We start from the raw sequence: 26,521 nt of genomic DNA, 5'->3' as shown, positions 1-26,521 counted from the left end.
CTTGGGGATCTATCGTATCAAAACGTGATTCCATCTATCCAAGCTCTTTTAAACATAAGCGCAGAAAATCAGATGTTGATAAATCAATGCCATGGTTTTCAGAAACTTTTTGAAAAGCTTTTTCCGCTTCATTTTTTCGAAATCCAAGCCCTTCAAGAGCGACAATAACATCTTTACCTTGCAAAATCGTATGATTATCCGAAGAAGTACTCAACTCTTTTACTGGCAAATCAATCTCTGGAACAGATGGCAAAGAGCGCGCGCCAAGTTCTAAAACAAGCCTTGCCGCCAATCTGGGCCCAACCCCTGCTGCCTTGGCAAAAACCTTTTTATCCTGCCCCTTTACCGCTGTGTAAAGCTCAGCTGGAGAGGAAACAGACAAAAGCGCAAGGGCGACTTTAGCGCCAACACCTTGCACCTCAATTAAACGCCGAAACCACTGCTGTTCTACGGTCTCTAAAAAACCAAAAAGTAAAAAAGCATCTTCTCGAATAATCGTTTCAATCAGTAAAGTGCAATGCGCTAAATCTTCTCTTATTTTTTCAAGTGTTCTGGCTGAAACAGAAACGATATAACCAACACCATTCACATCTAAAAGACATTCACCTGTCTCTAAAATTTCAGCCTGCCCTCGTAACCTTCCAATCATGCGCTCACCCTTCCGCTTGCAATGCGAAGATTCGCAGCACGACGATAAGCATGACAAATAGCCATCGCCAAAGCATCTGCCGCATCCGCCCTTTTTAAGGTTGCCGCTGGCAATAAGCGTTTCACCATCAAAATCACTTGTTGCTTTGTTGCCTGTCCTGTTCCAACAACAGCAAGCTTCACTTCTTTGGCGCCATATTCAGCGACAAGTAGATTCTTTTGCGCTGGAACAAGCAATGCCATGGCACGAGCATATCCCAACTTTAGAGTGGCCGCACCATTAACATTCACATAGGTCTCTTCAACAGCTGCTTCTGTAGGAGAATAAGTTTCAATAACTTTTTCTATCCCTTGATAAAGGGTACACAGACGATCTGGTACGGCCATAGCACTATCTGTTGCCAAAATGCCGTCTGCAAGATGAACGATCCTATTGCCACTCGCTTCAACAACCCCCCACCCTAGAAATCTTAGACCGGGATCAAGGCCTAAAATCCGCACAGAGGAAGAGGATTTTCTCGTTATTGAAGCGAAGGAAGACAATTTATTCAGAAAGCTCAGCTTTGATTTCGTCAGAAAGGTCAAAATTAGAATAGACTGTCTGAACATCATCATTGTCTTCTAAAGCTTCCAACAATTTGAAAGCTGTACGGGCTTGATCCCCATCTAAAATCAACGTGTTTTGCGGACGCCAATCTAATTTTGCAGACCTAGGATCGCCTAATCGTTTTTCAAGCTCTTCTCTTACCGCCATAAGTGTATCTGGACTGGTAAGGATTTCATGTATCTCTTCGTCTGTGTCGACATTCTCAGCACCTGCTTCAAGCGCCGCTTCTAAAATCTCATCTTCACTGCCCGCAGAAAGGGGGTAAATAATAGCCCCAACCCGGTCAAACATAAAGGAAACAGAATTCTCCTCTCCTAAAGAGCCTCCATGTTTTGAAAAAGCAGCCCTAACATCTGAAGCCGTACGGTTACGGTTATCTGTTAGACTTTCAACAATAATGGCGGCACCGCCCGGACCATATCCTTCATAACGGACAGAAACATAATCTTCTCCTCCGCCTTCACCTGTTGCTTTCTTAATTGCGCGATCAATATTATCTTTCGGCATATTTACTTCGCGCGCCGCAGTAATAGCACTGCGTAAACGAGGATTCATAGCTGGATCTGCAATTCCCTCTTTTGCGGCAACAGTAATCTCGCGAATGACCTTTGCAAATTCACGCGCACGGCGCGCATCCTGTGCGCCTTTACGATGCATAATATTTTTAAATTGGGAATGACCTGCCATAAAAAATCCTTAAAACACAATCCTTAACTAAAATTAAAAAAAATCGCTGTAAACTTACTCAACCCGACCGCAGCAATGTTTATACTTCAAACCAGATCCACAAGGGCACAACGCATTTCGTGACAATACAGGCGCTTCTTGAACCTCATGCCCCTGTGTTACATTGGCGTCTGAAGGCAATGACAAAATATCATTATCCCCTTCCACACTCATCTGTGAATCTGCCGCCGCAATAGGACGCACACGGCTCAAAGAAGAAACAACACGGCGGCGCAACTCATCCAGCATATAGCCAAACATTTGAAAGGCTTCTTGCTTGTACTCATTAAGAGGATCTTTCTGACCGTAAGCACGCAGACCAATTCCCTGACGCAAACGGTCTAGACCGTGAAGATGTTCTTTCCAAACCGCATCAAAGGAGGTCAATAAAATATGTTTTTCCAAAAGCGTCATTGTCTCCTGACCAACCATTTCAACAATTTCCTGATACGCTTGCTCAACATTTTCTTCTATGCGGGAGAGAAGGATTTCCTCATCCATTTCATCCTCAAGAACCCATTCCTCCAAATTAAGATCAAGCGCAAAAATCCCGAACAGCTCTTTTCTGAGAGTTAAAACCTCCCAGGCTTCTGGAAAAGTTTTTTCAGGAATATGCCGATCCAAAAGCTCTTCAATCAGGCGTGCGCGCATTTCAGCAATCACGTCTGATACATTTTCCGCCTCCATATACTCACGACGTTGCGCATAAACCTCTTTGCGCTGATCGTTCATGACATCATCATATTTCAATGTATTTTTACGCATATCAAAATTGCGTGCTTCAACTTTTTTCTGGGCTTTTTCAAGGGCCTTATTTAACCATGGATGAATGATCGCCTCGCCTTCCTTTAGCCCTAACTTTTGCATCATTGCCCCCATACGGCCTGTTGCAAAAATGCGAATTAAATCATCTTCTAAAGAAAGAAAAAATCTTGAATTCCCAGGATCACCTTGACGTCCGGAACGGCCCCGTAACTGGTTATCAACACGTCGGCTCTCATGGCGCTCTGTTCCAATGACATAAAGCCCTCCTGCCTTCTGAACAACTTTATGCGCCTCTTTAACCTGCGCTAAAACGCCTTCTTCAATGGTTTTTCGGCGCTCTTCTGTCAGCTCTTCCTCTGTAAGGCCTTTCAAAAGCTCTTTAACCATCAAATCAGGATTTCCACCCAGTTTGATATCTGTTCCACGCCCAGCCATATTCGTAGCAATAGTAATCGCCCCTGGAGACCCTGCCTGCGCAATAATACTGGCCTCACGCTCATGATGGCGCGCATTTAAAACATTATGAAGAACTTTACGCTGCGCCAAAAGATCTGAAAGACGTTCACTCTTTTCAATGGAGGTCGTTCCAACAAGCACAGGCTGTCCTGTTGCATGAATCTCTTCAATTAAATTCGCAACAGCATTAAACTTTTGAGCCTCTGTTAAATAAATTTCATCATCTGAATCAGAACGTTGAACAGGAACATTGGTTGGAATTTCAATCACACGCAAATTATAAATTTCTGCGAATTCATTAGCTTCTGTCATTGCCGTTCCTGTCATCCCTGACAGTTTTGGGTACAAACGGAAATAGTTTTGAAATGTAATAGAGGCCAGCGTTTGGTTTTCTTTTTGAATTTCTACAGCTTCTTTGGCTTCCAAGGCCTGATGCAAACCATCAGAATAACGGCGTCCATCCATCATCCTGCCCGTAAATTCATCAATCAAAATCACTTTGTTGTCACGAACAATGTAGTCAACATCTCGTGCAAAAAGAGTATGCGCTCTCAGAGACTGCTGCACATGATGCACAACCTCAACATTTTGCGCATCATACATTCCACCAGCTAAAACACCTTCATCTCGCAAAGCTTCCTCAACAGCTTCCACACCAGATTCCGTTAAAATAACCGTTCTGAGCTTCTCGTCTTTTTCATAATGGCCTGGGTCTTTTGAAATAACCGCCATGACCTTATCAACCTGGCGGTATAGTTCAGAACTATCTTCTGCAGGGCCAGAAATAATAAGGGGCGTTCTCGCCTCATCAATTAAGATACTATCAACCTCATCGACAATCGCATGAAAAAATGGCCTCTGAACCATTTCTTGAAGCGTATATTTCATATTGTCCCGAAGATAATCAAAACCAAATTCGTTATTTGTTCCATAGGTAATATCACAATGGTAGGCGGCTCGACGCTCATCATCTGAAAGATTCGGAACAATCACACCTGTAGAAAGTCCCAAAAATTGGTACAGAACCGACATCTCGGCTGCATCACGAGAAGCCAGATAATCGTTAACGGTCACAACATGAACGCCCTTACCTGCAAGAGCGTTCAAATAGACAGCTAATGTTGCAACAAGCGTTTTTCCTTCACCTGTACGCATCTCTGCAATACGTCCATCATGCAGAACCATACCGCCAATAAGCTGCACATCGAAATGCCGCATTCCGAGAATTCTTCTTGCCGCCTCACGACAAACGGCGAAAGCCTCACATTGGAGATCTTCTAAACTTTCGCCTTTTTTAAGCCTTTCCCGAAATTCAGATGTTTTGCGTTGCAAATCCTCATCCGAAAGAGACTTTACGCCCTCTTCCAATCCATTGATAAGAGCCACACGCTTCTGATAATTTTTAAGAGCTCTGTCGTTGGCTGAGCCAAAAAGGGTATGGGCAAAACGTGCTAACATAAATATCCAAACGATAAATCCAACGAAATCCCTGAAATAAACAGGAAATCCTCAAACTAAAGCCGTTACTAAAACTTCTCAACCCCGAACATGTCTGCCAAACTCACAGATCATCAAGAAATGCACCAGGTTAAAACAAAGCTGGGTCAAAACCCCCTCACCTCAAATGGCTGTGAAGTGTAAGTAGCTCTCTAATCCTAACTATAACTATATGTATAATGTATATCGGCCTTATATAACCTTAAATAGGGTCAAATAACAATAAGGATACCTTTTATTATCACTCTTAATGGAGTATTAGAGTGTTTTAGAAAAAAGACTCTCCCTTAAGCTGGCAATCAAATCTTTTCTGTGCAATCTTTAAAGCTTCTTAAGAATCTTCTTGTATTCTGAGTTAATATTTAACAAAAATCGGAAAGACGAGTTTTAGCTCAAAATCTTCCAACATCAAATTATTGTTTTTGAGGCAATTAATGAACCGCAAATATGCTTTTAACTCTGCTCTTACTTCCTTAAGATGGACTTTTTTAGCGGCTGTCGCTATTGCCCCCATCTCTTTTGGACAAGTCTGGGCTGACGAACCTGCTCCTGCAGCATCCGCCGTAAATAATCCTAGCGCTAATCCTTCTACACCTGTCGCAACCGTTGATGGGCAAACAATTACTTTAGACGATGTTAAGAAAACGATTGCAGCGCTTCCTCCAGAAGCCCGCCAGCTGCAATCAACTATGATCACACCACTCGTTGTAGATCAGCTTATCGAACAAAAAGCTATCGAAGCGATTGCTTTGAAAGAGGATCTTCAGAAAAAACCTGAAGTTCAAGCCGCAATGAAGACAGCGGCTGATACCGTTCTTCAAAATGCTTATCTAGAGCAAAAAGTGGCTCCAAAAATTTCTGAAAAAACAATGAAAGACTATTATCAGTCTCATTATGTCGATCAGAAGCCAGAAGAAGAAGTTCACGCACGTCATATCCTTGTAGATAATGAAGATGAAGCTAAAAACATCATCAAAGAACTTAAAGGTGGTGCAGACTTTGCAAAACTTGCCGCTAAAGATTCCAAAGATAAAGGGTCAGGCGGAGCAAATGGTGGCGACCTAGGTTGGTTCAAAAAAGGGGATATGCTTCCAGCATTCTCAGATGCTGCTTTCTCTTTGAAAAAAGATGAAATTTCTTCAACGCCCGTTCATACCCAATATGGCTGGCATGTGATTCAGGTTCTCGGTACACGAACAGCACCTGTTCCTTCTTACACAGAAGTCCAGAATGATATTCGTCGCAATATTGTTCGTGATGAAGTCAAGCAGGTCATTAAACAAGCTGTTGCTAATGCAAAAGTTGTCCGTTATGACGCAAATGGAAAACCTCTCGCAGCACCTGCTAAAAAATAAATATGACTGACCAAGCCCCCTTAAAGAGACCCTTGCCTCACTTCAAGCCTCTTGAGGGGGTTTTGTTTGGAACAGCACAAACCAACAGCCGTTATAAAAACAGAGATGATCTCTTATTAGTTCTCTTTGATAAGCCTGCTTCTGTTGGTGGTGTTCTTACGTCAAATCAATGTGCTGGCATTCCTGTTATATGGTGTCGACAAAGACTTTCTAGTAAAAATGTCTCTGCTCAGGCGCTTCTCGTCAATGCTGGGAATGCAAATGTTTTGACAGGTGAGCAAGGCCAGCAGGCGGCCATTGAAACAGCAAGAAAAATCTCAGAACTTTTTAAAATTTCCAATGAGAAAATCTTTTTAGGATCGACAGGTGTCATTGGAGAAATTTTCCCGACACAACATGTTCTGAATGGTATTGAGAAAGCTAAAAAAAATCTTCTACCCAATGCTTGGGAAAAAGCTGTTTCTGCCATTATGACGACAGATACCTTTCCAAAAGGTGCTGTTCGATCAGCCTTTATCGGCAATACAAAAGTAACAATACAAGGCTTTGTTAAGGGCTCTGGCATGATTGCACCTAACATGGCGACAATGCTGGCTTATATTTTTACAGATGCAAACCTCTCCTCACCTCTTTTACAAGAAAGCATGAAAGAGGCCTGTGAAGAAAGCTTCAATGCCATCACCGTGGATTCCGATACCTCCACCTCAGACATGGCACTTGCATTCGCTTTAAATACTGCCCAAAACCCTACGCCCAAAAATATAGAAGATCCTCTTTTTCAGGATTTTCGACAAAAGATAAAGGAAATAACAAAAGAACTCGCCCTCCTTGTTTTAAGGGATGGAGAAGGCGTTACACGCCTGATGAAAGTCAATGTAATGAACGCCCCTTCTGTCAAGGTAGCCAAAAAAATTGCCTTTTCGATTGCAAACTCTCCATTGGTAAAAACGGCTATTGCTGGCGGAGATCCCAATTGGGGACGGATTGCTATGGCTATTGGAAAAGCAGGGATTCCTGTTGAAATGCAAAAAGTCCGTATTTCTCTTTGTGGCATTCCCGTTGCAGAAAATGACACATACCTTGACTATGATGAAAAAAATCTTGCACAAAAAATGCAGTCTGAAGAAATCGAGATTCTTGTTTCCCTACAAGATGGCAAAGAATGTACTGAAGTCTGGGGATGCGATCTGACAAAATCATATATCGAAATTAACGCCTCTTATCGCAGTTAAAAATAAAACAGCCTCATTTTATAAAAGAAGCGCTAAAATTCATTTTTTTTGAAGAAATAAACTGTACTAAAATAGTACAGTTTTATATTTTTAACATATCTCTTTTGGCTTCATAGCCATGAGGAATATGGATACCTGAAAACAAGGAATATTGTGTCTAAAGCCGAAGAGAAAACCATCCAAAAAATCGTTGTTTTAGGAGGTGGTATCGGAGGGATAAATGTCCTTCGAGACCTAAAACATTTATCAAATATTTCCGCAACACTGATTGATCCAAATCCTTTCCATGTCTGCAAACCCTCTCTGCATGAAGTTGCTGCAGGCACATTAACCTCAAAGGACAATCGTTTTGCCTTTAAAGCTTTAGCCACAGAATTCGGCTTCAATTTTATTCAAGCAAAAGCGCTTTCAATCGATACAATATCAAGAAAAATTCAGCTTTCAAGCGACACAGAAATTGCATACGACTGGCTCATTGTTGCCTGTGGGGCTGTCCCAAATGATTTTAAAACCGAAGGCGCTGACCAGCATTGCTATTTTTTAAATAACATTGCGGATGCCGACGTTATTTACTCAAAAGTGCGCCTTGGTGTAACAAGCGCCTTTCAGGAGAAAAAATCGTTCAATGTCGCAATCATTGGTGCGGGGCCAACAGGCGTACAGCTTACAGCTGCATTGTATGAAACTTTTACAAAAAAAGAAACAATATCCCCCCATTCCATCTCGCTACAAATTATAGAAGGACAAAACCGCCTCCTTCCTAGTTTTCACAAAGACATTAGTGAAGGTGCCGCCCGCCGCCTAAAAGAGCTTAATATTCAATTAAATTTAAATGCTAAAGTTGAGGCTATACGAGAAAATGGTGTTGCCTTAGCCAACGGAACTTTTCTACCGGCAGATATGGTTATTTGGACTGCAGGCGTAAAACCCAACATAACCTTAAAAAAACTCTTTCCTGACTTAGAATTTGGAAGAAATGGCGGGCTCGTTGTCACAAATACCCTACAAACCACAAAAGATCCCCACATTTTAGCCATTGGAGATTGTGCCTTTATTTTAAAATCGCCTCTTCCACCGACTGCGCAAGCTGCGCGCAAAGAAGGCATTTATCTCCAAAAAATAGCCTTACCTGCCTTAATTTCTGGAAAAACACCAAAACCATTTATTTACAACAACCAAGGGAGTATCGTGGTACTAGGAAAATATGCAGGATGGGGAGAGCTTCCTTCAGGCAAAAGCTTTGGTGGAAAAGGCCTTGGTAACCGTTGGGCACAATTGCTACACTCTATCCTTTCTGCACGACAGCAATATGAACTTGGTGGATTGACCTCTGTTCTAAAGAAATTTCTAAAAAAGAAATTTTTATAAGTAAAAATAAAGGATGAGATGATATGTTTTCTAAAGAGAAAATAGCTATAATCAAAAATATCACATCTGAGGCATTTTTAAGCTTCCTAGATCCATCAGTTCAAAAAGAAGGCTTTGCTTTCTTGCCTGCGAAAGAAACATCTTCTCTCATCCAAAAAATGGGCTGTTCTCATCAGGACTGGCATCAATTTGAAGAAAGTTGGAACGATTTAGGAAATGATAAATTCATGGCGGATGGCGGACGTTACCGCCGTAGACGCTATGGTGTCTTTTCCCTTAGTCATCAAAAAGGAATTGTTCAAAAACCACATCAGCCCCATTATCAAAGCCGTGACTATAATCCTCTAAATGGTGGTGTCGAACGCTGGTTTGACCCCATTGCAGAGGACATTAAATCCGGTGCAGCTTTAAACGCCTCCATGGCGCTCGCTTGGTCCTTAGCAGAATGCTTTACCAAAAAAGAAGATCGCCCTCTTTCTTGGCATGCAGAAGTTCATCAATATCGCATTGAGGCCAACAAATCCGAAAAGGGCCACCCTGCTCCAGAAGGACTTCATCGCGATGGTGTCGACTGGGTATTTGTTCTCATGATTAAGCGTCATAACGTTAAAGAGGGCACAACAAGCATCTATAACTTAGAAAAAAACAAAAAACTTGCCGAATTCACCCTTTTAAATCCCTTTGATGCTGCCTTTGTAAATGACCATCGTGTTTATCATGGAGTAACACCTATCGAACCAGAAGACCCTGAAAAACCAGCAGCAAGAGACGTGCTTGTCATTACATTAAGGCATGAATAGGAAGAAACAGCATGAAGAGATTCTCCAAAAGTCTTTTAAAGTCTCTCTCTCTTTTAGGGATAAGTTTTTGCTTTACAGCGGAAGCTAGCGCTTCCGTTGTGCATGTCAGCAGGCATCCGGGAAGCAATCTTGAAAAAATAGCAGCATCGCTTAATGCTGATCTCATCAAAGATAGCCAATTGCACAATGAGAAGCCTCGAATTTTTACAGCTTCTGTACATCTCAGCGAGGCCAAAACGCCTGCTTTATTCGTTCAGATACAATCTGGACGTCTTTGTGGCGCCTCTGGGTGCTCTACCTCTGTTTATATTCTAAAAAATGGAAAATGGAACAATATTCTAGATGACGTAAACGGAGAAATTTCTGTCTTGCCAGAACGTCATAAAGGTATGGCAAACCTTCTTGTCGATGGTACAGATAAATGGATTTGGGATGGGAATCGTTATATTGAACAATCTGCTGGTGCTAATGCGTCATAATTAAAGCATTGCCCCCTTCGGTCTAGCTAAACTGAGTCTTTTTTGTAATATCCCAAAGCGTATATTTATTCATCGCTTCAACAAATGTGCCTTTAGCCTCTCCTAAAAGGGATTTTAAAGCACAGGTTGCGAAAAGAATACAAAAATCGCAACCTTCTTTTGTTGAGAGCGTCTCATCCATACAGCGCAGTAAATTTCCTCGGTCATCTAAATATTTAATTAAATCACCTAAGTGAATTTTATCCGCAGACAAAGCCAACTTAACACCACCACTACGTCCACGAACGGATAAAATATATCCGCCCTTCACAAGATGTGTGATGACTTTTTTGACATGGTTTAAGGGAATGCGATGCATCGTTGCAATATCGGCAGCAGAAACCAAACCTTTTTCTTCGACTCTTCCAAGATACATTAAAATCCGGAAACCATAGTCTGTTTGAAGTGTAAGTCTCATTATTATTTACTTTGTATGCTTTAAAAAAAGGATTCTTAAATACCTAACATTAAAAAAAGAGGCATTTTCATTTTAAATATTTATAAAAAATGAAATTCACCCTTTACGGAAAGCTCTCTTTACGCAACTTTAATTATAGGCTTTTACAGCCTTATAAACGAATCGACAAAAATATGAAGTTTTTCTTACTCTTTTATTTATGAATCTTCTAACGCCTAAAAGGAAAATACAGGCATGTATCGTAATCAACGCTATATTGGGCTGTTTATAAAAAGTACCCTCATTATTATTGTAGCAGGGATTGTTGGTATCGTTTTGCTCTCTCAACATAATCAATTGGAAGATCAAAAAGAGGCCTTTGATAATCTCAGTAAAAAGGCTGACGCACTTGAAGTAAAATATAATAATCTTCAGGAAGAAGATGCCGCTAGACAAAAATTCGCCGAGCAAATGACACAATGGATTGGTGATTTGAAAAGTTATGATGCAAAGCAAAACGCAACCCTTTCTTTCCATCCACCTGCTATTTTTTGGGCTCTTCCACTTTGTCAGCAAAATCACGGCTATAAACCTATTGTAAAAAAAGTTATTTCACCGTTAAAACCTGTAAAAGTTAAATCTGATGAGCTCGGCACGCAGCAAAACCAACTTTTCTCTTCTTTTGCTAAGGATGAAGTTAGAAAATGAATAAATATCTCCTACTCCTATCTGTAGGTCTTTTATCTGGATGTGCGGTTTCTACCTATCATCGTGTGACCATTCCTCCCGAAGAGCAAGAGCGCGAAAATATTGCACCGCCACCTTCTCTAAAGCCCGTTAATTGGGAAGAAATTCGCTACGGCAATAAAACTTATTATGCGATCGATAAAGACAATATGGAAATTCTTGATGGCAATCTAAGTGCCATGACGGACTACCAGAAAACGACGTTTGACGCCTTCCAAGCCTATCAAGCCAAGCATCCCATTAAATCAACAAAAATTATCCGCCATAAGAACTTTGGCAATGCCCTACTTCAATGGTGGTTGGGTTGCGATCAGAAGGAATATCAGGATACGCAAGTCTGTCAAAAATTCATTACACCACCAGATTATGTTCCACCAACAACGCCTCCTAAATTAACGAAGGAGCAAAAAGAACGTAAAAAGGCTGAGAAAAAAGCAGCTCAAAAACTTGAAAAACAATTGCGTGCCGAAGGGAAAACACCTTCTGGAACTGTAACTGTTCAAGACCAAACACCTGCTGGCTTTATGTTGCCACCTTCACAGCAACAAGCGCCAACGGCAACTGGAGCAGTCGAAACATCTCAAGTGAAAGACCTCCCACCAGCTGCTGCAACAGGTTCTGAAGCGACTTCCCCGGCAGAAGCTGCTTCTAAAAAATAAGTTAATTCGCAGGTTATTTTTCAATGACGCCTTCTATTCTTTTTGTCTGCACTGGAAACATTTGCCGATCTCCACTTGCAGAAGTAGCAATGAGAATAGAGGCCTCGAAACGAGGTGTAACCTGCGATATTGATTCTGCGGCAACTGGTCGATGGAACTTAAATGAAGCCCCTGACTGTAGAGCTCAAAATATCATTCAAAAATATCATCCTGAGTATCTTCCTTACATGCAGAAGCTATGCTCCAGGCAAGTGAGTAAGCAAGATTTCTCCCGTTTCACACATATTGTTGCACTTGATCAAACGCATTTAAATTGGCTTAATAAGCATAAGCCTCTGGAAAGTAAGGCTAAAATCATCTCTCTTCTCTCCTATCTTCCAGACATCGACGAACAAGAGGTTCCGGATCCTTATTTTGGTTCGGAAAAAGATTTTGAATATGCTTGGGTCTTAATTGAGAAGGCTTGTTCTAAACTGGCAACAAGCGTATTTAGGAACAAGCCTTTATCTTCTTTACAATGAGTTTCAAATGTCTTCTTCTGATATGCCCGAAGTTCTTATTTTAGATGAGGGATTTGCAGGCCTTTTTGATCTAAAAGAATTTTCCTTTTCTCCCGTTTTTTTACCTAAAGCAGGAAAATTAGAGGATAATCCTCACATTAAAGCCATTATCACGAATGGCGCAATCGGCTTGCCAGAAGCTTTACAATCGCTATCTTCTCTTGAGATGATTGCAGTTTGCGGCGTAGGGATAGACCGTCTTCCTCTCCCCCTTCTTAAAAAACGAAAAATAAAGGTTTCTACGGCTATTGGAATCAATGCAGATGAAGTTGCCGATACGGCGCTCATGTTTTTGCTCAATTTAAGGCGAAATTTTCTCTTTAACTTTGCTTGGTTAAAAGAGGGATTATGGCAAAAATCTGGCGAACCGCCTTTAGGTCATTCAATTAAAAATGCAAAAATAGGCATTGTTGGATTGGGTGCTATTGGTCAGGCTCTCGCCAAAAGAGTCTCAGCGCTTGGCGCTTCTGTTCGCTACTATAACAGATCTGAGCGAGACACTTCTTTTCAACGAGAAAAAGATCTCGGACAGCTTGCTGAATGGTCTGATGCTCTGATCCTCGCTGTTCCAGGAACAGAGGAAACGTATCATCTTATTGACAGCCATATTTTAGAAAAACTTGGTTCAGAAGGCATTCTTATTAATATTGCCAGGGGCAGTGTTATAGACGAAAATGCGCTTATCCGAGCTCTCAAAGATAACAAAATTAAAGGCGCAGGACTAGATGTTTTTGAGACAGAGCCTGCTGTAAATCCTGCCTTTTTTGAACTTTCCAATTGTATTCTTCAGCCCCATCAAGGGTCAGCCACACTCGAAACACGCAAAGCAATGGCCATGAATGTCATTCAAAATTTACAGGCGTATTTTCAAGGCAAACCTCTGATTACACCTCTTTCTGGACTAGCTTAAAACATGAAACTGCCTTTTTACAAACAGGGATTTTTTCTGATTAGTCTTCTTATTCTTGCAAGCTGTGACACAAATCCTGTTCGTGATGTTCATCCTCTAACAAACTTACCCTTTGCGAGCAGCTATCCTATTGGCGAAGACGGGAGTTCTCGTGCAATCCCCGCTAAATCAAAAAATTATTGTTCTTACTGTAATAGACCTATTCCACGCCCAGCACACAAAAAAACGATAACAAGGGGACCGGACGGCGAACCCCTTTGAATCAGCCAGAAAATTGCTGCTGAACCATTTTTTCTGAAAGACTGAACTCTGGATCAAAGAGTAAAGTCGCCACGTAAGAAGTATCCATTTTCGCCGAAACCTCGACAACATCTCGAATTTCACGGGAATCAGCAACTGCTGCGGCAGGGCGTTTTTCTGTATGCGATAAAATAAAACGAACTGAAGATGTCATTGGCAATAAAGCCCCTCCCCAATGACGTGGATTTGACGGTGCAATCGGTGTTAACGGCAAGATATTAGCATCTAATGGTACAATAGGTCCTCGGACAGAATTGTTATAGGCCGTTGACCCTGCTGGTGTAGATAAAATAATCCCATCACTTTTTAAGTCCAACAAACGTGTTCTGCCGTCAACTTCAATCCGTGTACAAATTGTCTGATGACTCTGACGAAAAATAAAAATATCGTTAAAACCAAGAGCTTGTTTTTTTGTACCATCCTGTTTAAGAACATCCATTCTTAAAGGAGAGATTTTTACAGGTTGCGCTGTTAAAAGGCGTTTCTCTAATTCTTCTGGACGATTTAATGGCGTATTTAAAAGGAAACCAACCGTTCCATAATTAATACCATAAACAGGAATCTGGCGTGGAAAAATGCGATGGAGGCATTCTAAAAGAAAACCATCTCCTCCAAGGCAAACAACAAGATCTGCCTCTTCCAGCGAATAGTTTCCATAGACTTGAAGCAAAGCTTTTGTTGCTTTGTTCGCTTTTAGTGTTTTTGAATGCAAAAAAGCAATTTTTAACACGAAATTAACTCATTCCAGAAAAGGAAAAATTACAAAGGTGGCGTAGGACGGACACCGCCAATAATGACATCATAAACATTCGAACCGGGATGCGCTCCCCGACGAACGTCTCCGACATTTGGACAAACAGCATCATCATTGGCCAAAATAACAGCAACAGCCCAAAATTGTTTTTCTTTTGTACCAGCTAAACCTTTAACCTTCAAAATCTGGTTAAGACGCGCATATGGCAACAATGCTTCTGGCAAAATGACATCAGTTCCATCTGAAATGATCACGCCATCACCACTGATGCGCGTCACTGTCCCAGACTTTAGAGCTAAAGTCTGAAGATCAAACTGACAGGGATCTGCAAAAGAGGCTGTCCCAAAAAAAAGCTCTGTGGCCATGAGCGAAACACCCATAGCCACAAAAAACTTTTTAGAGTGTGTTTTTAAAAGAGAAAAGAACACTCTAATACGACCCTTAAACGGCTAGATTTAGACGCTTTGCGCGTGCATTGATCTCTTTTGGATCTGCCCCGCCGCTTGTCAACCAAGAGCCACCAACGGCGATCACTTTAGAAATTTCTAACCATTGCTTATAGTCTCCTTCGCTAATACCGCCAGAAGGCATCCACTCAAGTTCTGGGAAAACAGAAGCATAACCTTTCAGGGTTTTAACACCGCCCAAAGCTCCCGCTGGAAAAAATTTCAACCAGCTAATGCCAAGATCTCTCGCCTGCATAATCTCTGTCGATGTTGCAACACCTGGCAAATATGGAACATTTAGCTTTTCAGCTTCTTTGGCAACACCCGCACTGAGGCCAGGGCTTACAAGAAAGGTTGCTCCAGCATCAACTGCTTTTTTTGCCATTTCAGCATTTAAAACAGTTCCAGCGCCAACAACTGCATTCTCAATTTTGGCCATTTCACTAATAGATTTAAAACCAGCTTCTGTCCTAAGAGTTACCTCAAGGAGTCTAACGCCTCCTGTGACAAGCGCCTCACCAACAGCATATGCGTTCTTAGCGTCATCAATTGTCAAAACAGGAACGATTGGAGAAGTTTTAACGATTTTTTTAAGTTTATTTACAGGCATTTTAATATCCTTTGCTTTATCAGAGCTTGCGAGCCACACCAGCATGGTGTCTGGCAATATCTTCATCCATCATATGCAGCATCGAAGATGCTCCATCTTCTGGCACGGCAGGAGCCGCATTACGGAACATTGCGAATAATTCACGCCCTGTACCATCAATATCAGGCGTCGGAATTTGTGGCTGACGCTGACTCCATTCTTTTTCATCTACCAAAGCAGAAAGCTCACCCGTTTTGCCACAAAGGCGGACAACATCCCCGTCTCTCAAGAGAGAAATTGGCCCACCTGTAATAGCCTCAGGATAGACATGCAACGCTGAAGGAACTTTTCCGCTAGCACCAGACATTCTACCATCTGTGATGATTGCAACGTGATAACCTTGATCCTGAAGCACACCCAAAACCGGCATTAAGCGATGCAGCTCAGGCATACCGTTCGCCCGTGGGCCCTGTCCACGCAAAACAATAACAACATCTTTGTTCAATTCATTGTTTTCATAAGCGTCAACAACGGCCTGCTGCGTCTCAAAAACACGACAAGGCGCTTCAACACTCTGATGCTCTGGCTGAACGGCGCTAATTTTATAAACACCGCGTCCAAGATTCCCCTTGAGCATCAGCATGCCGCCATCTGTTTGGAATGGCTTGTCTAGTGTACGGATAATTTCATCATTTCCAGAGACTTTGCGCTCTGTATAAACAACACTTCCATCCTCACCTAAACTTGCCTCTGAGCGATAGGCTTTATACCCACCTTCAGCAACCGTAGGAATATCATGAAGCAATCCAGCATCCTGAAGTTGGCCGATAACATATGGTAACCCTCCAGCTTCACGGAAGGCGTTGACATCAGCAGGCCCATTTGGATAAACACGGCAAATGAGAGGCACAACTTTAGAGAGACGTTCAAAATCCTCCCATGTCACCTTAATACCAGCAGCACGTGCAATTGCTGGAATATGCAGGGTTAAATTCGTGGATCCACCTGTGGCCATAACACCCACAATCGCATTTACAATCGCACGCTCATCAACACACTCTGCCAATGTGCGCTCATCTTTTCCAAAATGAGTCATTTTCGCAAGACGATGCGTTGACGTCCGAATAAATTCCTGGCGCAGCTTTGTCTCAGCCCCGATGAAAGATCCATCAGGCAGCATCAAGCCCATAATTTCTGCAAGCATCTGATTGCTGTTCGCTGTTCCATAAAACGTGCATGTTCCAGGAGCATGATAGGACTGCATTTCTGCTTTCAACAGCTCATCTTTGCCAATTTTTTTCTGAGCATAAAGTTGACGAATTCTGATTTTTTCCTTGTTCGGAAGTCCAGAAGTCATTGGCCCAGCAGGGAAAAACATGACCGGCAAATGCCCAAAACGCAATGCGCCAATCAAAAGGCCAGGCACAATTTTATCGCAGACCCCTAAGAGAGCAACCGCATCAAACATCCCATGACTTAACCCCACAGCGGTAGAAAGAGCAATTGTTTCTCTTGAAAAGAGAGACAAATCCATTCCTTCCTGCCCCTGGGTAACACCGTCACACATTGCAGGAACCCCCGATGCAACTTGAACTGTTGCACCCGCTTCCCGCGCAAAAATACGCATTTGATTAGGATAGTTTCCATAAGGCTGATGTGCTGAAAGCATATCATTATAAGAGGTGACAATCCCAATGTTAGGAGAGCGATCTGCAATCAACGAAGGCTTATCTTCTCCACAAGCCGCAACGGCATGAGCCAGGTTTCCGCACGCCAATTTTGGACGTGAAATCCCCTTTTCCTTATTCCGCTTCATCAGTTGCAAATAGGCGCTGCGTGTTTTTTCAGATCTTTTTCGAATATCCGCTGTAACAGCTTCAAGCACTGGATTTAGCGACATAAAACCCTCTCCTCTATAAATTCTTCTTAGAGCCTTCTAAATAATTTAATTCCTTAAAGCTCCTAAGACTTAACACCAAAGATTTCCGCCTTTTTAATATTCAGCTAAGGCATCGTAATACTTACTGCCCTTCCTTCTACTTCTTAGCCTTATAGACATGACAATATATTATAGAAGACAAACTGAGATTTCTCTTGCTTGGCAATAAATATAAAATTTTAGGTCCTCTTTGTAGATCTAGATTCCTTGCGTACTATACCACGCTTTTTCTGCCATACCACAAAAGAAAGCGCTCAAAATTCCACTTTAAGAGAAATTAAATCTTTTGTTCCTTAGAGCAGTTCAAAATCCCGCTTAAAAACTTGCAAATCTCGCCACATAGCTTGACGCATCCGAACATTCTTTTTCAAACGTGCTGGTGCATTTAATGGAAAAACCTTTGTCTTCTTTCCTTCATAACCAAGGGACACTTCGTGCCATTTGCCTTTGACGTGGGCTAAACGAAAAGAGGGGCGCAAATAACGCTCTTTTATGCTTTGCACAGAATTGGCAGCTTCTTCATTCTCCAAAAGCATCTTTGCAGCCAATGCGCCAAAAGTAACAACCCATTTAGGCGAGTTTAGAGCAATAATATGTCGCAAAAGAGGTCTGCAAATGGCAACCTCCTCTGGCAAAGGGTCTCTGCCCCCTGGTGGACGCCACGGCAAAACGGGAGCGGCAGAGAGATCCTCTAAAGACAGACCGATAGATCGAAAAAAACGCCTTGTTAATTTCCCCTCTTCGCCAACAAAAATCTTTCCTGCTCTCTCTACCTCTGGCGATGACTCGGCACTTACAACAAAACCACCGCCCTTTTCCCTAACAAATCCTCGAATGTCTTGCAGCGCCATTTGGGAAAGCCCTGCGCTTCCAGCCTCTTTTGCACACTGCAAAGCCTCCTCAACGGTTTGTGTTTTTTGAAGATTTTTTAGAAATTCCTCCATAGACACAGCTGGCACAGACGAAGGTCTTGGCTTCTGAACTGGTGTCGAGTTTTTAAAAAACGACTTAGCCCTTTCAGCAACAGACATTTCCTCTTTTTTAGGAACAAACCGATCTCGTCTTGCCTCGTGAAAAGGCGAAGGTCTCTGAAGATTAAAAATAGAAAGAAGATGCGTATCTTTAGAGGTCTGAAGCTTCTCAGAGGAAAGCCCTGGCGCATCATCAAAAATATCAGAAATGCCCCAACCAATTTGTATATCTAAAGCGGATTGAAGCTCTAAAAAAGAAAGGGACGCAAGAAAATCTGGAGAAAGAAAATTATCTTCTCTTTCTTTAAGCTCTTGCATTCCTTTAAGATTTTGCACCTTCAAAAAGTCCTTTCAAAAGAGATCAGCTTTCATCTATTTCTGCCTTAAAATTAGGGAAAAAGTTAATTATTTTTCCATAAATTTTATTGTAAGCTTATAATACGAACAGAATCATTTCACAAAAAGCTATTCTTTTTTATAAAAACTTTGGTTTTTCATTTTATAAAACCAATCACATACTGAAAGGTTTTGCAGGATTTCTTCGCTTCAAACAATTGCTCCGGCTAAAATTAACTTTTTTCTCCATGTTCTAAGACGCCGGCTAGATGGTTATCATGAATTAGACAGCCTTGTCGCGTTTGCGCAATATGGCGATAAAATTATGCTTGAAGAAACCAAAAAACAGAATCAAGACACTCTTTCTTTGTCTGGAGAATTTTCAGAAATTCTAACAGCGGAAACAGGGAACAAGATAAATTCTGTTTTGATGGCAGCACGCTTGTGGCGTGAAGAAATGCAAAAACATCAGCAAAAACTTCCATTCTTACATTTTTCTCTTGAAAAGAAACTGCCCGTTGCTGCCGGCATCGGGGGTGGAAGTTCAGATTCCTCTGCAACGTTAAATTTACTGGCTAAGCATTATCCGCTTAACGACCTCACGAAAGAAACATTTTCAGAGCTTTTTTTAAAGCTAGGGGCGGATGGTCCCGTAACACAGAACAACCTTCCAAAAAGAATGCGTGGGATTGGTGAAATTCTAAATGGAATCCCACTTTTCCCTCAAATCGGCATTCTGCTTCTTAATCCAGGCATTAAAGTAAGTACCTCTAAAATTTTTCAAGCATTAGATATTCCTGAACAAAAAGATCTCTCTTACCCTAAAATACCAAAAGAAGGATGGAAAGACGCAAGAATGCTCTTTTCCTTCCTCAAAAAAACAAGAAATGATCTGGAACAGCCTGCGATTAAGCTCGTTCCAATAATCGCTGATATTCTTTCTCAGCTACGACATCTTCCTGCATGCCAGCTGGCACGCATGAGTGGTTCTGGCGCAACCTGCTTTGCCCTTTTTCAAAATAAAGCAGACGCTCAGAATGCTGAGAAAATTTTACGTTCTTCCCCTAATACACCAAAATCTTGGTGGATCTGGAGCGGAGAAACTTATCCGAGCAAAACAACTGAAACGAAAGATTTCTAATGGTTCAACTCTCTCCTCCAGAAAACAAACAACATTTTGATATTTGCATCAATGGCGCAGGCCCTATCGGTGCGGTATTGGGCATTTTACTTGCACAAAAAGGCTTAAAAGTCTTGATATTCGAAAAACGAAAACTTCCTCAAAACAGAGTACTTGCGCAAGATGGAAGGGCTTATGCTTTAAATGAACGTGTTCGCCCAATGCTTGAACAAACAAACATTTGGCAACATCTTACAAAAACAGCACAAAAAATCACGACAATTCATGTCCGCGATCGCTTCAAGCCTGTACTTTTCTGGCTTAAAAATATTGAAGGTTTTTCCTTTAAGCCCAGCGATCTTCCAAAAGGAGATGTATTTGGTTGGATGGTAGAAGCCGCAGATCTCCTGCCTGCAATCACGCATGCTTTAAGAAACTGCCCGAATCTCACAATTCTCTCCCCCTATACCGCTGAATTTGACTTTGAAACCTCAAAAGAAACAGTTCATATTTCAGCTCAAGAAGAAGGCTCAACCGCTTCAATAGAAAATTATACGGCTTCCTTAGTTATTGCAGCAGATGGTAGACGTTCAGAACTTCGGAAAAAAGTCGGAATAGACCTTACTATTCATCCCTATCACAAAGATGCTCTGGTCACGTTAATTGCGCACGAGCATCCCCACAATGGAAGTGCCTTGGAGAATTTTCTGCCTGAAGGTCCTTTTGCCCGCCTTCCACTTTGTGGCATGGAAGGCCATCCTCATTGCTCTGCAATTGTTTGGACAGACACACCTGCTTGGATATCCCGGCTCAAAAATTTACCAGAGAAATCTTTCTTAAACTTAACAGCACCAAAGGTAGAAGCTGAACTCGGAAAACTTTCCAATATTGGCCCGCGTTGGACATATCCTCTTTCTTCCCAACATGCTCATAAATATATCGCACAAAGATTTGCCCTCATTGGAGACAGCGCCCACGGCCTGCATCCTGTTGCAGGACAAGGAATGAACTTAGGATTCAGAGATGTCTTTGTTCTCGAAAAACTTCTAAGCGCCGCCTTTGAAAAAGGCGAAGATATCGGCTCCGAAAAGCTCCTTAAAACGTACGAACAAAAAACACGCCCCTTCAATATGGCGCTTCTCGCATCCTGTGATCTCATGGAACGCTCTTTCAGCAGTGCAAATCCACTCATAAAAGCAGGAAGACAAGCCACCCTCAACCTCTTCCGCAAAATTTCTCCCTTAAGAAAAATGATTGCGACACAGGCTGTCGGTAGAAAAAAAGGATGACCTAGTTTATAAGGCCATCCCATATTTTCTATTGTTTTTCGATTGTGCCAAAATCCCAGACGGTTGTTGAATGATAACCGTCTGCTGGCGTAAGGATAATAGAAGGAAAATTAGGGTGATGAAGCGCATCTGGAAATGCGCCCGTTTCAAGCGCAATACCGTTTGTTTGGCGGTATGTTTTCTCCGAAGGGCCAACAAAAGCGCCGTCTAAAGAATTTCCTGTATAGGCAATCATCCCTGGTTCAGTTGTAGAAATCCTCAACGCACGGCCAGATCTTGGATCTGCCAGAATAGCAGCCGGACGTGGCTTCTCGCCATATGCACCATTTAATACAAAATTCTCATCTAATCCACGGTGCCAAAGCATTTGAGGATCGGAAGAATTTAAACGTGCACTTAATAAAATAGGCTGACGATAATCAAAAATAGTGCCTTCTACAGGCAGAACATGCCCTGTTGGAATCAAAGAAACGTCTGTCGGCGTATAACGATCTGCAAAAACCTGCAACGTTTCTGGCGCAATAGAACCAGAACCTTCACCGTTTAAATTCCAATAAGTATGATTTGTAATACTCAAAGGTGTTTTTTTATCCGTTGTTGCGCCATATTCTAATCTGAAACTATTATCAATTCCTAAGAAATAAGTGGTTTCAATCGTCACTTTTCCTGGAAAGCCCTGATCACCATCTGGACTTACGCAGCGGAGCTTGATCCACGCCCCTTTCTCGTCTTGTCCTTTATCTACAATTTTCCAAATTTTTTGATCAAAACCAACTTCCCCCCATGAATGGCGTTTCCATTGGCATTAAGCGGAACATCGTATTTTTTATCATCTAGCATGAAGGTGCCATTTGGAATGCGATTTGCAACACGCCCAATCGTTGCTCCGAAATAAGGCCGAGGCGATGGCCCAGTCGCCTCATAGCCTGAAATATCTTTAAAGCCCAAAACAACATTTGAGGATTTGCCACTTGCGTCTGGAACCTCCAAAGATTGCAAGGTCGCACCATATGTTAAAATACGAGCTGTCACACCGTGCGCATTTGATAAAACAATACGCTGAACTGGTTTGCCTTTCTGTGTTTGGCCCCATCCTTCAATCGAAACAGTAGGCACTTTTGACTGTTGAAAAATCTTGTCCTCTTTTGGCTTTGCAAAAGCATTCACGGATACAGAAAAAAAAGACACACTGGCAAATAGGCCAATCGCCAAAGCAGATGATGCTGTATAAAGAAGTTTCGAGAATTTCATATCTAATAGCTCTCCATGCGCTCGTACTTAAAACCGTACTAAGAAGCGTTACGCCACCTACAATAAGATCAAACGTAAAAGATTCAAACCTCAATACAGTGCACAATCATGCCCCTCTAAAGAAAGCATTTTATTTTAGCTTTATTCTTTCCATAATTTTTCTTATTTTAAATGATAAAATAGTTCACCGACTCAACACCTCTAAAAATGAGAAGTACCAAAAGGTTTGCGCTCTTTTTCTAAAAAATTAACCTTACCCTTTTCCTACAAAAAATGGCGCACATACTCTAAAAAAGGCCTTTCGACACTTCTCATTCTTGGCATTCTAGCAGGTTGCGACAGCGATAAAATTGTAAAACCGCCACCAACAGATCCCGATGAATTAGAAGAATATAATGAGGTTAATGACCCTCTAGAACCTCTGAACCGTGATTTTTTTGCGCTAAATATGTGGATCTATCATAAGGCGCTCCGTCCTCTCGGAAAATTATGGCAAAAATATATTCCCCAGCCTATACGGGATTCTATCAATAACCTTGAAGAAACCTGGCGAGAGCCAATGGTATTTTTTTCAAGTGCCGGCGCTGGAAAGCCCTATCGCGCTGGTAACTCTTTTATGCGTTTTGCCATCAATATGAGCTTCGGAATTGCTGGCTTTTTCGATATTGCAAAATTTGCTGGCTACAAAGAGGAGCCAACCGATCCTGGGATGGTCTTTGCGCTTTGGAATATTGATCCTGGCCCTTACCTTTTTTTGCCTGGTATGGGACCAACTAATATTCGTGATGCAATTGGTTATGCTGTTGGGCAAGCGCTCACACCAATCAACTATGTACCTAGCGGATACGGTCTGATTGATTTCGACTGGGGATATAATGTCCTCGGGACATTTAATATGTTTGCATCTGCATCCGACCAACTTGATCAATTAGAACATCAAAGTCTCGACCCCTATGCCTTTCTACGAAGTGCTTGGCAACAAAATCGGCAGGGGCAAATCGATGCACTTAAGAAGGACAAACGCATGACCCCTCCAAGCTGGTACTATTAGTCGCTAAAGACGCTTTCAAAACTACCTATAAAATCTCTTTGCCAAGCCCTCTTTTTTACCCTATCCTAGCAACAGCTTAGTCTTATCGTTGAAGACAACCTGTTTTCCTTGAGTGCGTCTGTAATGACATAAAAGAGTTAAGCTATCATTTTTCTAGATTGAACCCTATTCCGAGCAAAACTTTCTTGAAAGCGCCTATTTTTATGTCTTTTCGCCGTCTCCTAAGATCCCTTCCCCTAAGCGTTGCATTAACCGCTGGAAGCCTTCTTGCTGTGGCAAATGCACCTCAAGCACAGGCTCAAGATGCCTCTCAAAGCGGCAAGACTTTTGTAAGTGATTTTGGAGACCAAATTTCAACGATTATCAATGCGCCAATTACATTAACAGAGAAACGTCGCGAAATTTTGCCACTTATCAGTAAAAATGTAGATATTCCTGAAATTGGAAAATATTGTCTTGGCCATTTCTGGGCAACCGCTTCTAAAGAAGAGCAAGAGGAATATCTCGACCTCTTCCGTAAAGTACTGATGCATGCGATCACAACACAAATTGAGAATTTTCAAAACATCAGTATTCATGTCCTCGACAGCACCCCAACACGCTTTGGCGATAAAATTGATGCAATCGTTACACGCCCAACAGGACAGCCCATCAAACTCTCTGTTGTCACCAACGGTGAACCTCCAAAAGTCGTTGATGTCTATACAGAAGGGATGAGTGTTCGAATCACCCAAAGAAACGATTACCGTTCCTTCCTTGGCTCTCACAATGGTGAAGTTAAACAACTCATTGGCGCTATGCGCAAACAGGTTGCCTCTTATGATACAGAAAACAATAAGCCAGGCACACAACGTAGTTAAAACAGGGGATCTCATTTATGGACCCCATGGAAGCATTCGATTTTCACCTTCCTCATGAGCAGATTGCGTTAAATCCTGCCTCTCCACGCGAAAGTGCAAAATTACTTCATGTCCTTTCATCCAAAAACGAAACAGATCCCCCTAACCTGCATTTAGTCGGGGATCTCCCAAAACTGTTAAAGGCTGGGGATCTGCTTGTTTTTAATGACACCAAGGTTATTCCAGCCAAAATACAAGCTTGGCGAACACGGAATGACACGACGGCGCATATTGAGTTAACGCTAGACCGCCCTCTACCCAATGGGGCATGGCGCGCACTCGTTCGAAACGCAAAACGCCTCAAAAAAAGCGATGAACTTCATTTTTTTTCAAGTTTAAGCCTTGATAGGAATCATTCTCCTTTACCAAAGGCAGATCTCGATTTTGTTACGGCTGAAATTCTCACAATCGAACATGGCGTTGCTGAAATAAAATTCTCTGTAACAGGAGAGGCTTTTCATGATTTTTTAGAACGTGTTGGAAAATTAGCCCTGCCGCCCTATATTGAGCGTCCTGATGGTCCGACACAAGAAGATGAAAAAAACTACCAAACTGTTTTTGCCAAAAATGAAGGGGCGGTCGCTGCTCCTACCGCAAGTCTGCACTTTACAGAAAATCTTTTAGATTCTTTAAAACAGGCAAAAATTGATTGGACCTTTGTCACGCTCCATGTCGGTGCGGGTACATTTTTACCCGTTCATGGCTCTCCTGAAAATCATGTCATGCATCCTGAATGGGGCAAAATTTCAGAAGCAACCGCAAAAAAAATTAACCAAGCACGCGAGAATGGCTCCCGTATCATTCCAGTTGGGACAACCTCTTTGCGTCTTTTAGAAAGTGCCGTAAATACACAAAGGGAAATAGAGCCTTGGATCGGTGAAACTGCTATTTTCCTACGTCCTGGTTATGAATTTCGTGCGGCGGATGCCCTATTAACAAATTTTCATCTTCCACGCTCCACTTTATTCATGCTGGTGTGCGCTTTTGCTGGAACAACAAAAATGCAAAACGCCTATCAGCACGCTATTAAAAACAATTTGCGCTTTTATTCCTATGGAGATCTATGCCTCTTGGAAAAAAAATTAGATCACTTATGACTTCAAAACATACTCCCCCATTACCTGATTTTACGCCTTGCAATCGTTTTCAATGGCTTCCTGAAGGAGAAGACGGCAAAGCGCGTGCTGGCTGGTTACATACAGCGCACGGAAAAGTACCAACTCCTATTTTTATGCCTGTTGGTACCTGCGCAACAGTGAAGGGCATGACGCCTTCCTTGCTGCGCTCAACAGGTGCAGGCATTATTCTTGGAAATGTCTATCATCTTATGTTACGCCCTACGGCTGAACGTGTTCACAGACTTGGCGGTTTACATCAATTTATGAATTGGGCTGGCCCTATTCTTACAGATTCTGGTGGGTTTCAGGTCATGTCCTTGGGAAAACTCGCTAAAGTCAAAGAAGAAGGCGTCACTTTTCAATCCCATATTGACGGATCAAAACATTTTCTTAGCCCAGAGCGATCTACAGAAATTCAATTCTTACTGGATTCTGATATTTCAATGGTTTTAGATGAATGCCCTGCGCTTCCAGCAACAAAAGCACGCCTTGAAAGCTCAATGGAATGTTCTTTGCGTTGGGCGAAAAGATCACGGGATGCTTTTAAAAAACGTCCTGGCTACGGACAATTTGGTATTGTCCAAGGCGGAACAGAAAAAGATTTAAGAGAACGTTCCGCAGAAGGACTGAAAAAAATCGGTTTTGAAGGTTATGCTGTAGGTGGATTAGCAGTTGGTGAATCCCAAGAACTTATGTTCTCCACCCTTGATTTTACATTGCCTTTTCTCCCTGAAGATAAGCCTCGTTATTTAATGGGTGTCGGAACGCCGCAAGATATGCTTGGTGCTGTTGAACGTGGGATCGATATGTTTGATTGTGTTATGCCTTCCAGAGCTGGCAGAACGGCTAGAGCTTACACTGAGCGTGGCTATATCAATTTACGCAACGCCCGTTTTGCAGAAGATCCACGTCCTCTAACGCCCTTTGAAGAAGGCCCCCTTAAAAATGTCTCCCGAGCTTATCTGCATCACCTTTTCAAATGCCAAGAAATGCTCGGAGCAATTTTTTTAACACTACACAATCTTGCTTATTATCAGCGTTTGATGCAGCAACTTCGACTAGCCATTATAAATCAAACACTTTCTGAAACAGCCATTTATCTCAGATCCGAATGGCTAAAAGGAGATTGGGAACTTACCGAGTGGGATACACCTATTCCTGCGCCAGTAGATCCATTGCTATTTCCTTAAAATAAACTGACCCTTTATTCTAG

The 26,521-nt window shown here is 42.1% G+C and carries 28 protein-coding genes; 16 read left to right on the top strand and 12 right to left on the bottom strand.

All coding sequences use genetic code 11. The features are described from left to right. Positions 1 to 34: 34 nt before the first annotated feature. From ruvA to secA, 4 genes are read right to left on the bottom strand one after another with little or no spacing between them, the layout of a single operon-like run. A complete protein-coding gene (gene ruvA, locus FAI40_09070) occupies positions 35 to 649 on the bottom strand; it encodes a Holliday junction branch migration protein RuvA (GenBank protein QCE35469.1) in 615 nt (204 codons plus the stop codon). Beyond that, entirely contained in the window at positions 646 to 1,257 is a 612-nt protein-coding gene (gene ruvC / locus FAI40_09065) for a crossover junction endodeoxyribonuclease RuvC (protein ID QCE35802.1), read from the bottom strand. The genes ruvA and ruvC overlap by 4 nt, the downstream gene beginning before the upstream one ends. Then, the gene (locus FAI40_09060) at positions 1,193 to 1,942 is read right to left on the bottom strand and encodes a YebC/PmpR family DNA-binding transcriptional regulator (protein ID QCE35468.1); all 750 of its coding nucleotides are present in this window, start codon (positions 1,940 to 1,942) and stop codon (positions 1,193 to 1,195) included. Before FAI40_09060 ends, ruvC begins: the two co-directional genes overlap by 65 nt. 54 nt (positions 1,943 to 1,996) lie before the next feature. Beyond that, on the bottom strand, positions 1,997 to 4,660 hold the full coding sequence (gene secA, locus FAI40_09055) for a preprotein translocase subunit SecA (GenBank protein QCE35467.1): 2,664 nt from the start codon (positions 4,658 to 4,660) through the stop codon (positions 1,997 to 1,999). Between the two features lie 473 nt (positions 4,661 to 5,133). On the opposite strand from secA, the gene FAI40_09050 reads away from it, so the two are divergent. The 5 genes from FAI40_09050 (at position 5,134) to FAI40_09030 (ending at position 9,933) form a co-directional block, all read left to right on the top strand. Next, complete coding sequence (locus FAI40_09050) at positions 5,134 to 6,054, top strand: peptidylprolyl isomerase (GenBank protein ID QCE35466.1); 921 nt, start codon at positions 5,134 to 5,136, stop codon at positions 6,052 to 6,054. Positions 6,055 to 6,056: 2 nt separating this feature from the next. Continuing rightward, entirely contained in the window at positions 6,057 to 7,286 is a 1,230-nt protein-coding gene (argJ, locus tag FAI40_09045; GenBank protein ID QCE35465.1) for a bifunctional glutamate N-acetyltransferase/amino-acid acetyltransferase ArgJ, read from the top strand. A gap of 84 nt (positions 7,287 to 7,370) precedes the next feature. Then, positions 7,371 to 8,654, top strand: coding sequence for an NAD(P)/FAD-dependent oxidoreductase (locus tag FAI40_09040; protein QCE35464.1), 1,284 nt, complete (start codon positions 7,371 to 7,373; stop codon positions 8,652 to 8,654). Between the two features lie 23 nt (positions 8,655 to 8,677). Continuing rightward, positions 8,678 to 9,454, top strand: a complete 777-nt coding sequence (locus tag FAI40_09035; protein ID QCE35463.1) for a hypothetical protein — start codon at positions 8,678 to 8,680, stop codon at positions 9,452 to 9,454. An 11-nt stretch (positions 9,455 to 9,465) separates the two neighbouring features. Beyond that, positions 9,466 to 9,933, top strand: a complete 468-nt coding sequence (locus FAI40_09030) for a hypothetical protein (GenBank protein ID QCE35462.1) — start codon at positions 9,466 to 9,468, stop codon at positions 9,931 to 9,933. Positions 9,934 to 9,955: 22 nt separating this feature from the next. Here the strand turns inward: FAI40_09030 and FAI40_09025 are convergent, their stop codons facing one another. Further along, positions 9,956 to 10,390 carry an Rrf2 family transcriptional regulator gene (locus FAI40_09025; GenBank protein QCE35461.1) on the bottom strand — a complete coding sequence of 145 codons (435 nt, stop codon included), beginning with the start codon at positions 10,388 to 10,390 and terminating at the stop codon, positions 9,956 to 9,958. A gap of 234 nt (positions 10,391 to 10,624) precedes the next feature. On the opposite strand from FAI40_09025, the gene FAI40_09020 reads away from it, so the two are divergent. From FAI40_09020 to FAI40_09000, 5 genes are read left to right on the top strand one after another with little or no spacing between them, the layout of a single operon-like run. After that, on the top strand, positions 10,625 to 11,077 hold the full coding sequence (locus tag FAI40_09020; GenBank protein QCE35460.1) for a hypothetical protein: 453 nt from the start codon (positions 10,625 to 10,627) through the stop codon (positions 11,075 to 11,077). Further along, positions 11,074 to 11,775, top strand: coding sequence for a hypothetical protein (locus FAI40_09015; protein ID QCE35459.1), 702 nt, complete (start codon positions 11,074 to 11,076; stop codon positions 11,773 to 11,775). Before FAI40_09020 ends, FAI40_09015 begins: the two co-directional genes overlap by 4 nt. A gap of 23 nt (positions 11,776 to 11,798) precedes the next feature. Then, positions 11,799 to 12,296 (top strand): low molecular weight phosphotyrosine protein phosphatase, encoded by a 498-nt coding sequence (locus FAI40_09010; protein QCE35458.1) that lies wholly within the window; start codon positions 11,799 to 11,801, stop codon positions 12,294 to 12,296. A 7-nt stretch (positions 12,297 to 12,303) separates the two neighbouring features. Beyond that, positions 12,304 to 13,245 (top strand): 2-hydroxyacid dehydrogenase, encoded by a 942-nt coding sequence (locus FAI40_09005; protein ID QCE35457.1) that lies wholly within the window; start codon positions 12,304 to 12,306, stop codon positions 13,243 to 13,245. Positions 13,246 to 13,248: 3 nt separating this feature from the next. Beyond that, complete coding sequence (locus tag FAI40_09000) at positions 13,249 to 13,506, top strand: hypothetical protein (protein QCE35456.1); 258 nt, start codon at positions 13,249 to 13,251, stop codon at positions 13,504 to 13,506. 1 nt (position 13,507) lies between these two features. On the opposite strand, the gene FAI40_08995 is transcribed toward FAI40_09000, so the two are convergent. The 5 genes from FAI40_08995 to FAI40_08975 form a co-directional block, all read right to left on the bottom strand. Then, positions 13,508 to 14,275, bottom strand: coding sequence for an NAD kinase (locus FAI40_08995; protein ID QCE35455.1), 768 nt, complete (start codon positions 14,273 to 14,275; stop codon positions 13,508 to 13,510). A gap of 29 nt (positions 14,276 to 14,304) precedes the next feature. Beyond that, positions 14,305 to 14,664, bottom strand: coding sequence for a hypothetical protein (locus FAI40_08990; GenBank protein ID QCE35454.1), 360 nt, complete (start codon positions 14,662 to 14,664; stop codon positions 14,305 to 14,307). A 76-nt stretch (positions 14,665 to 14,740) separates the two neighbouring features. Then, positions 14,741 to 15,355, bottom strand: coding sequence for a bifunctional 4-hydroxy-2-oxoglutarate aldolase/2-dehydro-3-deoxy-phosphogluconate aldolase (gene eda, locus FAI40_08985; GenBank protein QCE35453.1), 615 nt, complete (start codon positions 15,353 to 15,355; stop codon positions 14,741 to 14,743). Positions 15,356 to 15,374: 19 nt separating this feature from the next. Next, positions 15,375 to 17,234, bottom strand: a complete 1,860-nt coding sequence (locus FAI40_08980) for a phosphogluconate dehydratase (GenBank protein ID QCE35452.1) — start codon at positions 17,232 to 17,234, stop codon at positions 15,375 to 15,377. Positions 17,235 to 17,566: 332 nt separating this feature from the next. Continuing rightward, positions 17,567 to 18,580 (bottom strand): hypothetical protein, encoded by a 1,014-nt coding sequence (locus tag FAI40_08975; protein ID QCE35451.1) that lies wholly within the window; start codon positions 18,578 to 18,580, stop codon positions 17,567 to 17,569. A 199-nt stretch (positions 18,581 to 18,779) separates the two neighbouring features. On the opposite strand from FAI40_08975, the gene FAI40_08970 reads away from it, so the two are divergent. After that, on the top strand, positions 18,780 to 19,721 hold the full coding sequence (locus FAI40_08970) for a 4-(cytidine 5'-diphospho)-2-C-methyl-D-erythritol kinase (GenBank protein ID QCE35450.1): 942 nt from the start codon (positions 18,780 to 18,782) through the stop codon (positions 19,719 to 19,721). Further along, positions 19,721 to 20,989, top strand: a complete 1,269-nt coding sequence (locus FAI40_08965) for a ubiquinone biosynthesis protein UbiH (GenBank protein ID QCE35449.1) — start codon at positions 19,721 to 19,723, stop codon at positions 20,987 to 20,989. Before FAI40_08970 ends, FAI40_08965 begins: the two co-directional genes overlap by 1 nt. 28 nt (positions 20,990 to 21,017) lie before the next feature. Here FAI40_08965 and FAI40_08960 read toward each other — a convergent pair whose 3' ends face one another. Then, positions 21,018 to 21,746 carry a galactose mutarotase gene (locus tag FAI40_08960; GenBank protein QCE35448.1) on the bottom strand — a complete coding sequence of 243 codons (729 nt, stop codon included), beginning with the start codon at positions 21,744 to 21,746 and terminating at the stop codon, positions 21,018 to 21,020. Beyond that, positions 21,731 to 22,240 carry a hypothetical protein gene (locus tag FAI40_08955; GenBank protein ID QCE35447.1) on the bottom strand — a complete coding sequence of 170 codons (510 nt, stop codon included), beginning with the start codon at positions 22,238 to 22,240 and terminating at the stop codon, positions 21,731 to 21,733. Before FAI40_08955 ends, FAI40_08960 begins: the two co-directional genes overlap by 16 nt. A 313-nt stretch (positions 22,241 to 22,553) precedes the next feature. On the opposite strand from FAI40_08955, the gene FAI40_08950 reads away from it, so the two are divergent. From FAI40_08950 to tgt, 4 genes are all read left to right on the top strand, one after another. After that, positions 22,554 to 23,291 carry a VacJ family lipoprotein gene (locus FAI40_08950; GenBank protein QCE35801.1) on the top strand — a complete coding sequence of 246 codons (738 nt, stop codon included), beginning with the start codon at positions 22,554 to 22,556 and terminating at the stop codon, positions 23,289 to 23,291. A 203-nt stretch (positions 23,292 to 23,494) separates the two neighbouring features. Beyond that, positions 23,495 to 24,151, top strand: coding sequence for an ABC transporter substrate-binding protein (locus tag FAI40_08945; GenBank protein QCE35446.1), 657 nt, complete (start codon positions 23,495 to 23,497; stop codon positions 24,149 to 24,151). 17 nt (positions 24,152 to 24,168) lie between these two features. Further along, entirely contained in the window at positions 24,169 to 25,287 is a 1,119-nt protein-coding gene (gene queA / locus FAI40_08940) for a tRNA preQ1(34) S-adenosylmethionine ribosyltransferase-isomerase QueA (GenBank protein ID QCE35445.1), read from the top strand. Further along, positions 25,284 to 26,498: a tRNA guanosine(34) transglycosylase Tgt gene (gene tgt / locus FAI40_08935; GenBank protein ID QCE35444.1), complete on the top strand. Its 1,215-nt coding sequence runs from the start codon at positions 25,284 to 25,286 to the stop codon at positions 26,496 to 26,498. The genes queA and tgt overlap by 4 nt, the downstream gene beginning before the upstream one ends. Positions 26,499 to 26,521 lie beyond the last annotated feature (23 nt).

The sequence above is a fragment of the Acetobacteraceae bacterium genome (genome assembly GCA_004843345.1).
Classification (GTDB): Bacteria; Pseudomonadota; Alphaproteobacteria; order Acetobacterales; family Acetobacteraceae.
The sequence above is the reverse complement of the archived record's forward strand: the minus strand, read 5'-3'. Positions and strand labels throughout refer to the sequence as shown.

Excerpts from the sequence above, each read along its gene's own strand:
- ruvA (QCE35469.1), bottom strand. The coding sequence starts at position 649 with ATGATTGGAAGGTTACGAGGGCAGGCTGAAATTTTAGAGACAGGTGAA.
- ruvC (QCE35802.1), bottom strand. The coding sequence starts at position 1,257 with ATGTTCAGACAGTCTATTCTAATTTTGACCTTTCTGACGAAATCAAAG.
- FAI40_09060 (QCE35468.1), bottom strand. The coding sequence starts at position 1,942 with ATGGCAGGTCATTCCCAATTTAAAAATATTATGCATCGTAAAGGCGCA.
- secA (QCE35467.1), bottom strand. The coding sequence starts at position 4,660 with ATGTTAGCACGTTTTGCCCATACCCTTTTTGGCTCAGCCAACGACAGA.
- FAI40_09050 (QCE35466.1), top strand. The coding sequence starts at position 5,134 with ATGAACCGCAAATATGCTTTTAACTCTGCTCTTACTTCCTTAAGATGG.
- argJ (QCE35465.1), top strand. The coding sequence starts at position 6,057 with ATGACTGACCAAGCCCCCTTAAAGAGACCCTTGCCTCACTTCAAGCCT.
- FAI40_09035 (QCE35463.1), top strand. The coding sequence starts at position 8,678 with ATGTTTTCTAAAGAGAAAATAGCTATAATCAAAAATATCACATCTGAG.
- FAI40_09030 (QCE35462.1), top strand. The coding sequence starts at position 9,466 with ATGAAGAGATTCTCCAAAAGTCTTTTAAAGTCTCTCTCTCTTTTAGGG.
- FAI40_09025 (QCE35461.1), bottom strand. The coding sequence starts at position 10,390 with ATGAGACTTACACTTCAAACAGACTATGGTTTCCGGATTTTAATGTAT.
- FAI40_09020 (QCE35460.1), top strand. The coding sequence starts at position 10,625 with ATGTATCGTAATCAACGCTATATTGGGCTGTTTATAAAAAGTACCCTC.
- FAI40_09015 (QCE35459.1), top strand. The coding sequence starts at position 11,074 with ATGAATAAATATCTCCTACTCCTATCTGTAGGTCTTTTATCTGGATGT.
- FAI40_09010 (QCE35458.1), top strand. The coding sequence starts at position 11,799 with ATGACGCCTTCTATTCTTTTTGTCTGCACTGGAAACATTTGCCGATCT.
- FAI40_09005 (QCE35457.1), top strand. The coding sequence starts at position 12,304 with ATGTCTTCTTCTGATATGCCCGAAGTTCTTATTTTAGATGAGGGATTT.
- FAI40_09000 (QCE35456.1), top strand. The coding sequence starts at position 13,249 with ATGAAACTGCCTTTTTACAAACAGGGATTTTTTCTGATTAGTCTTCTT.
- FAI40_08990 (QCE35454.1), bottom strand. The coding sequence starts at position 14,664 with ATGGCCACAGAGCTTTTTTTTGGGACAGCCTCTTTTGCAGATCCCTGT.
- eda (QCE35453.1), bottom strand. The coding sequence starts at position 15,355 with ATGCCTGTAAATAAACTTAAAAAAATCGTTAAAACTTCTCCAATCGTT.
- FAI40_08980 (QCE35452.1), bottom strand. The coding sequence starts at position 17,234 with ATGTCGCTAAATCCAGTGCTTGAAGCTGTTACAGCGGATATTCGAAAA.
- FAI40_08965 (QCE35449.1), top strand. The coding sequence starts at position 19,721 with ATGGTTCAACTCTCTCCTCCAGAAAACAAACAACATTTTGATATTTGC.
- FAI40_08955 (QCE35447.1), bottom strand. The coding sequence starts at position 22,240 with ATGAAATTCTCGAAACTTCTTTATACAGCATCATCTGCTTTGGCGATT.
- FAI40_08945 (QCE35446.1), top strand. The coding sequence starts at position 23,495 with ATGTCTTTTCGCCGTCTCCTAAGATCCCTTCCCCTAAGCGTTGCATTA.
- queA (QCE35445.1), top strand. The coding sequence starts at position 24,169 with ATGGACCCCATGGAAGCATTCGATTTTCACCTTCCTCATGAGCAGATT.
- tgt (QCE35444.1), top strand. The coding sequence starts at position 25,284 with ATGACTTCAAAACATACTCCCCCATTACCTGATTTTACGCCTTGCAAT.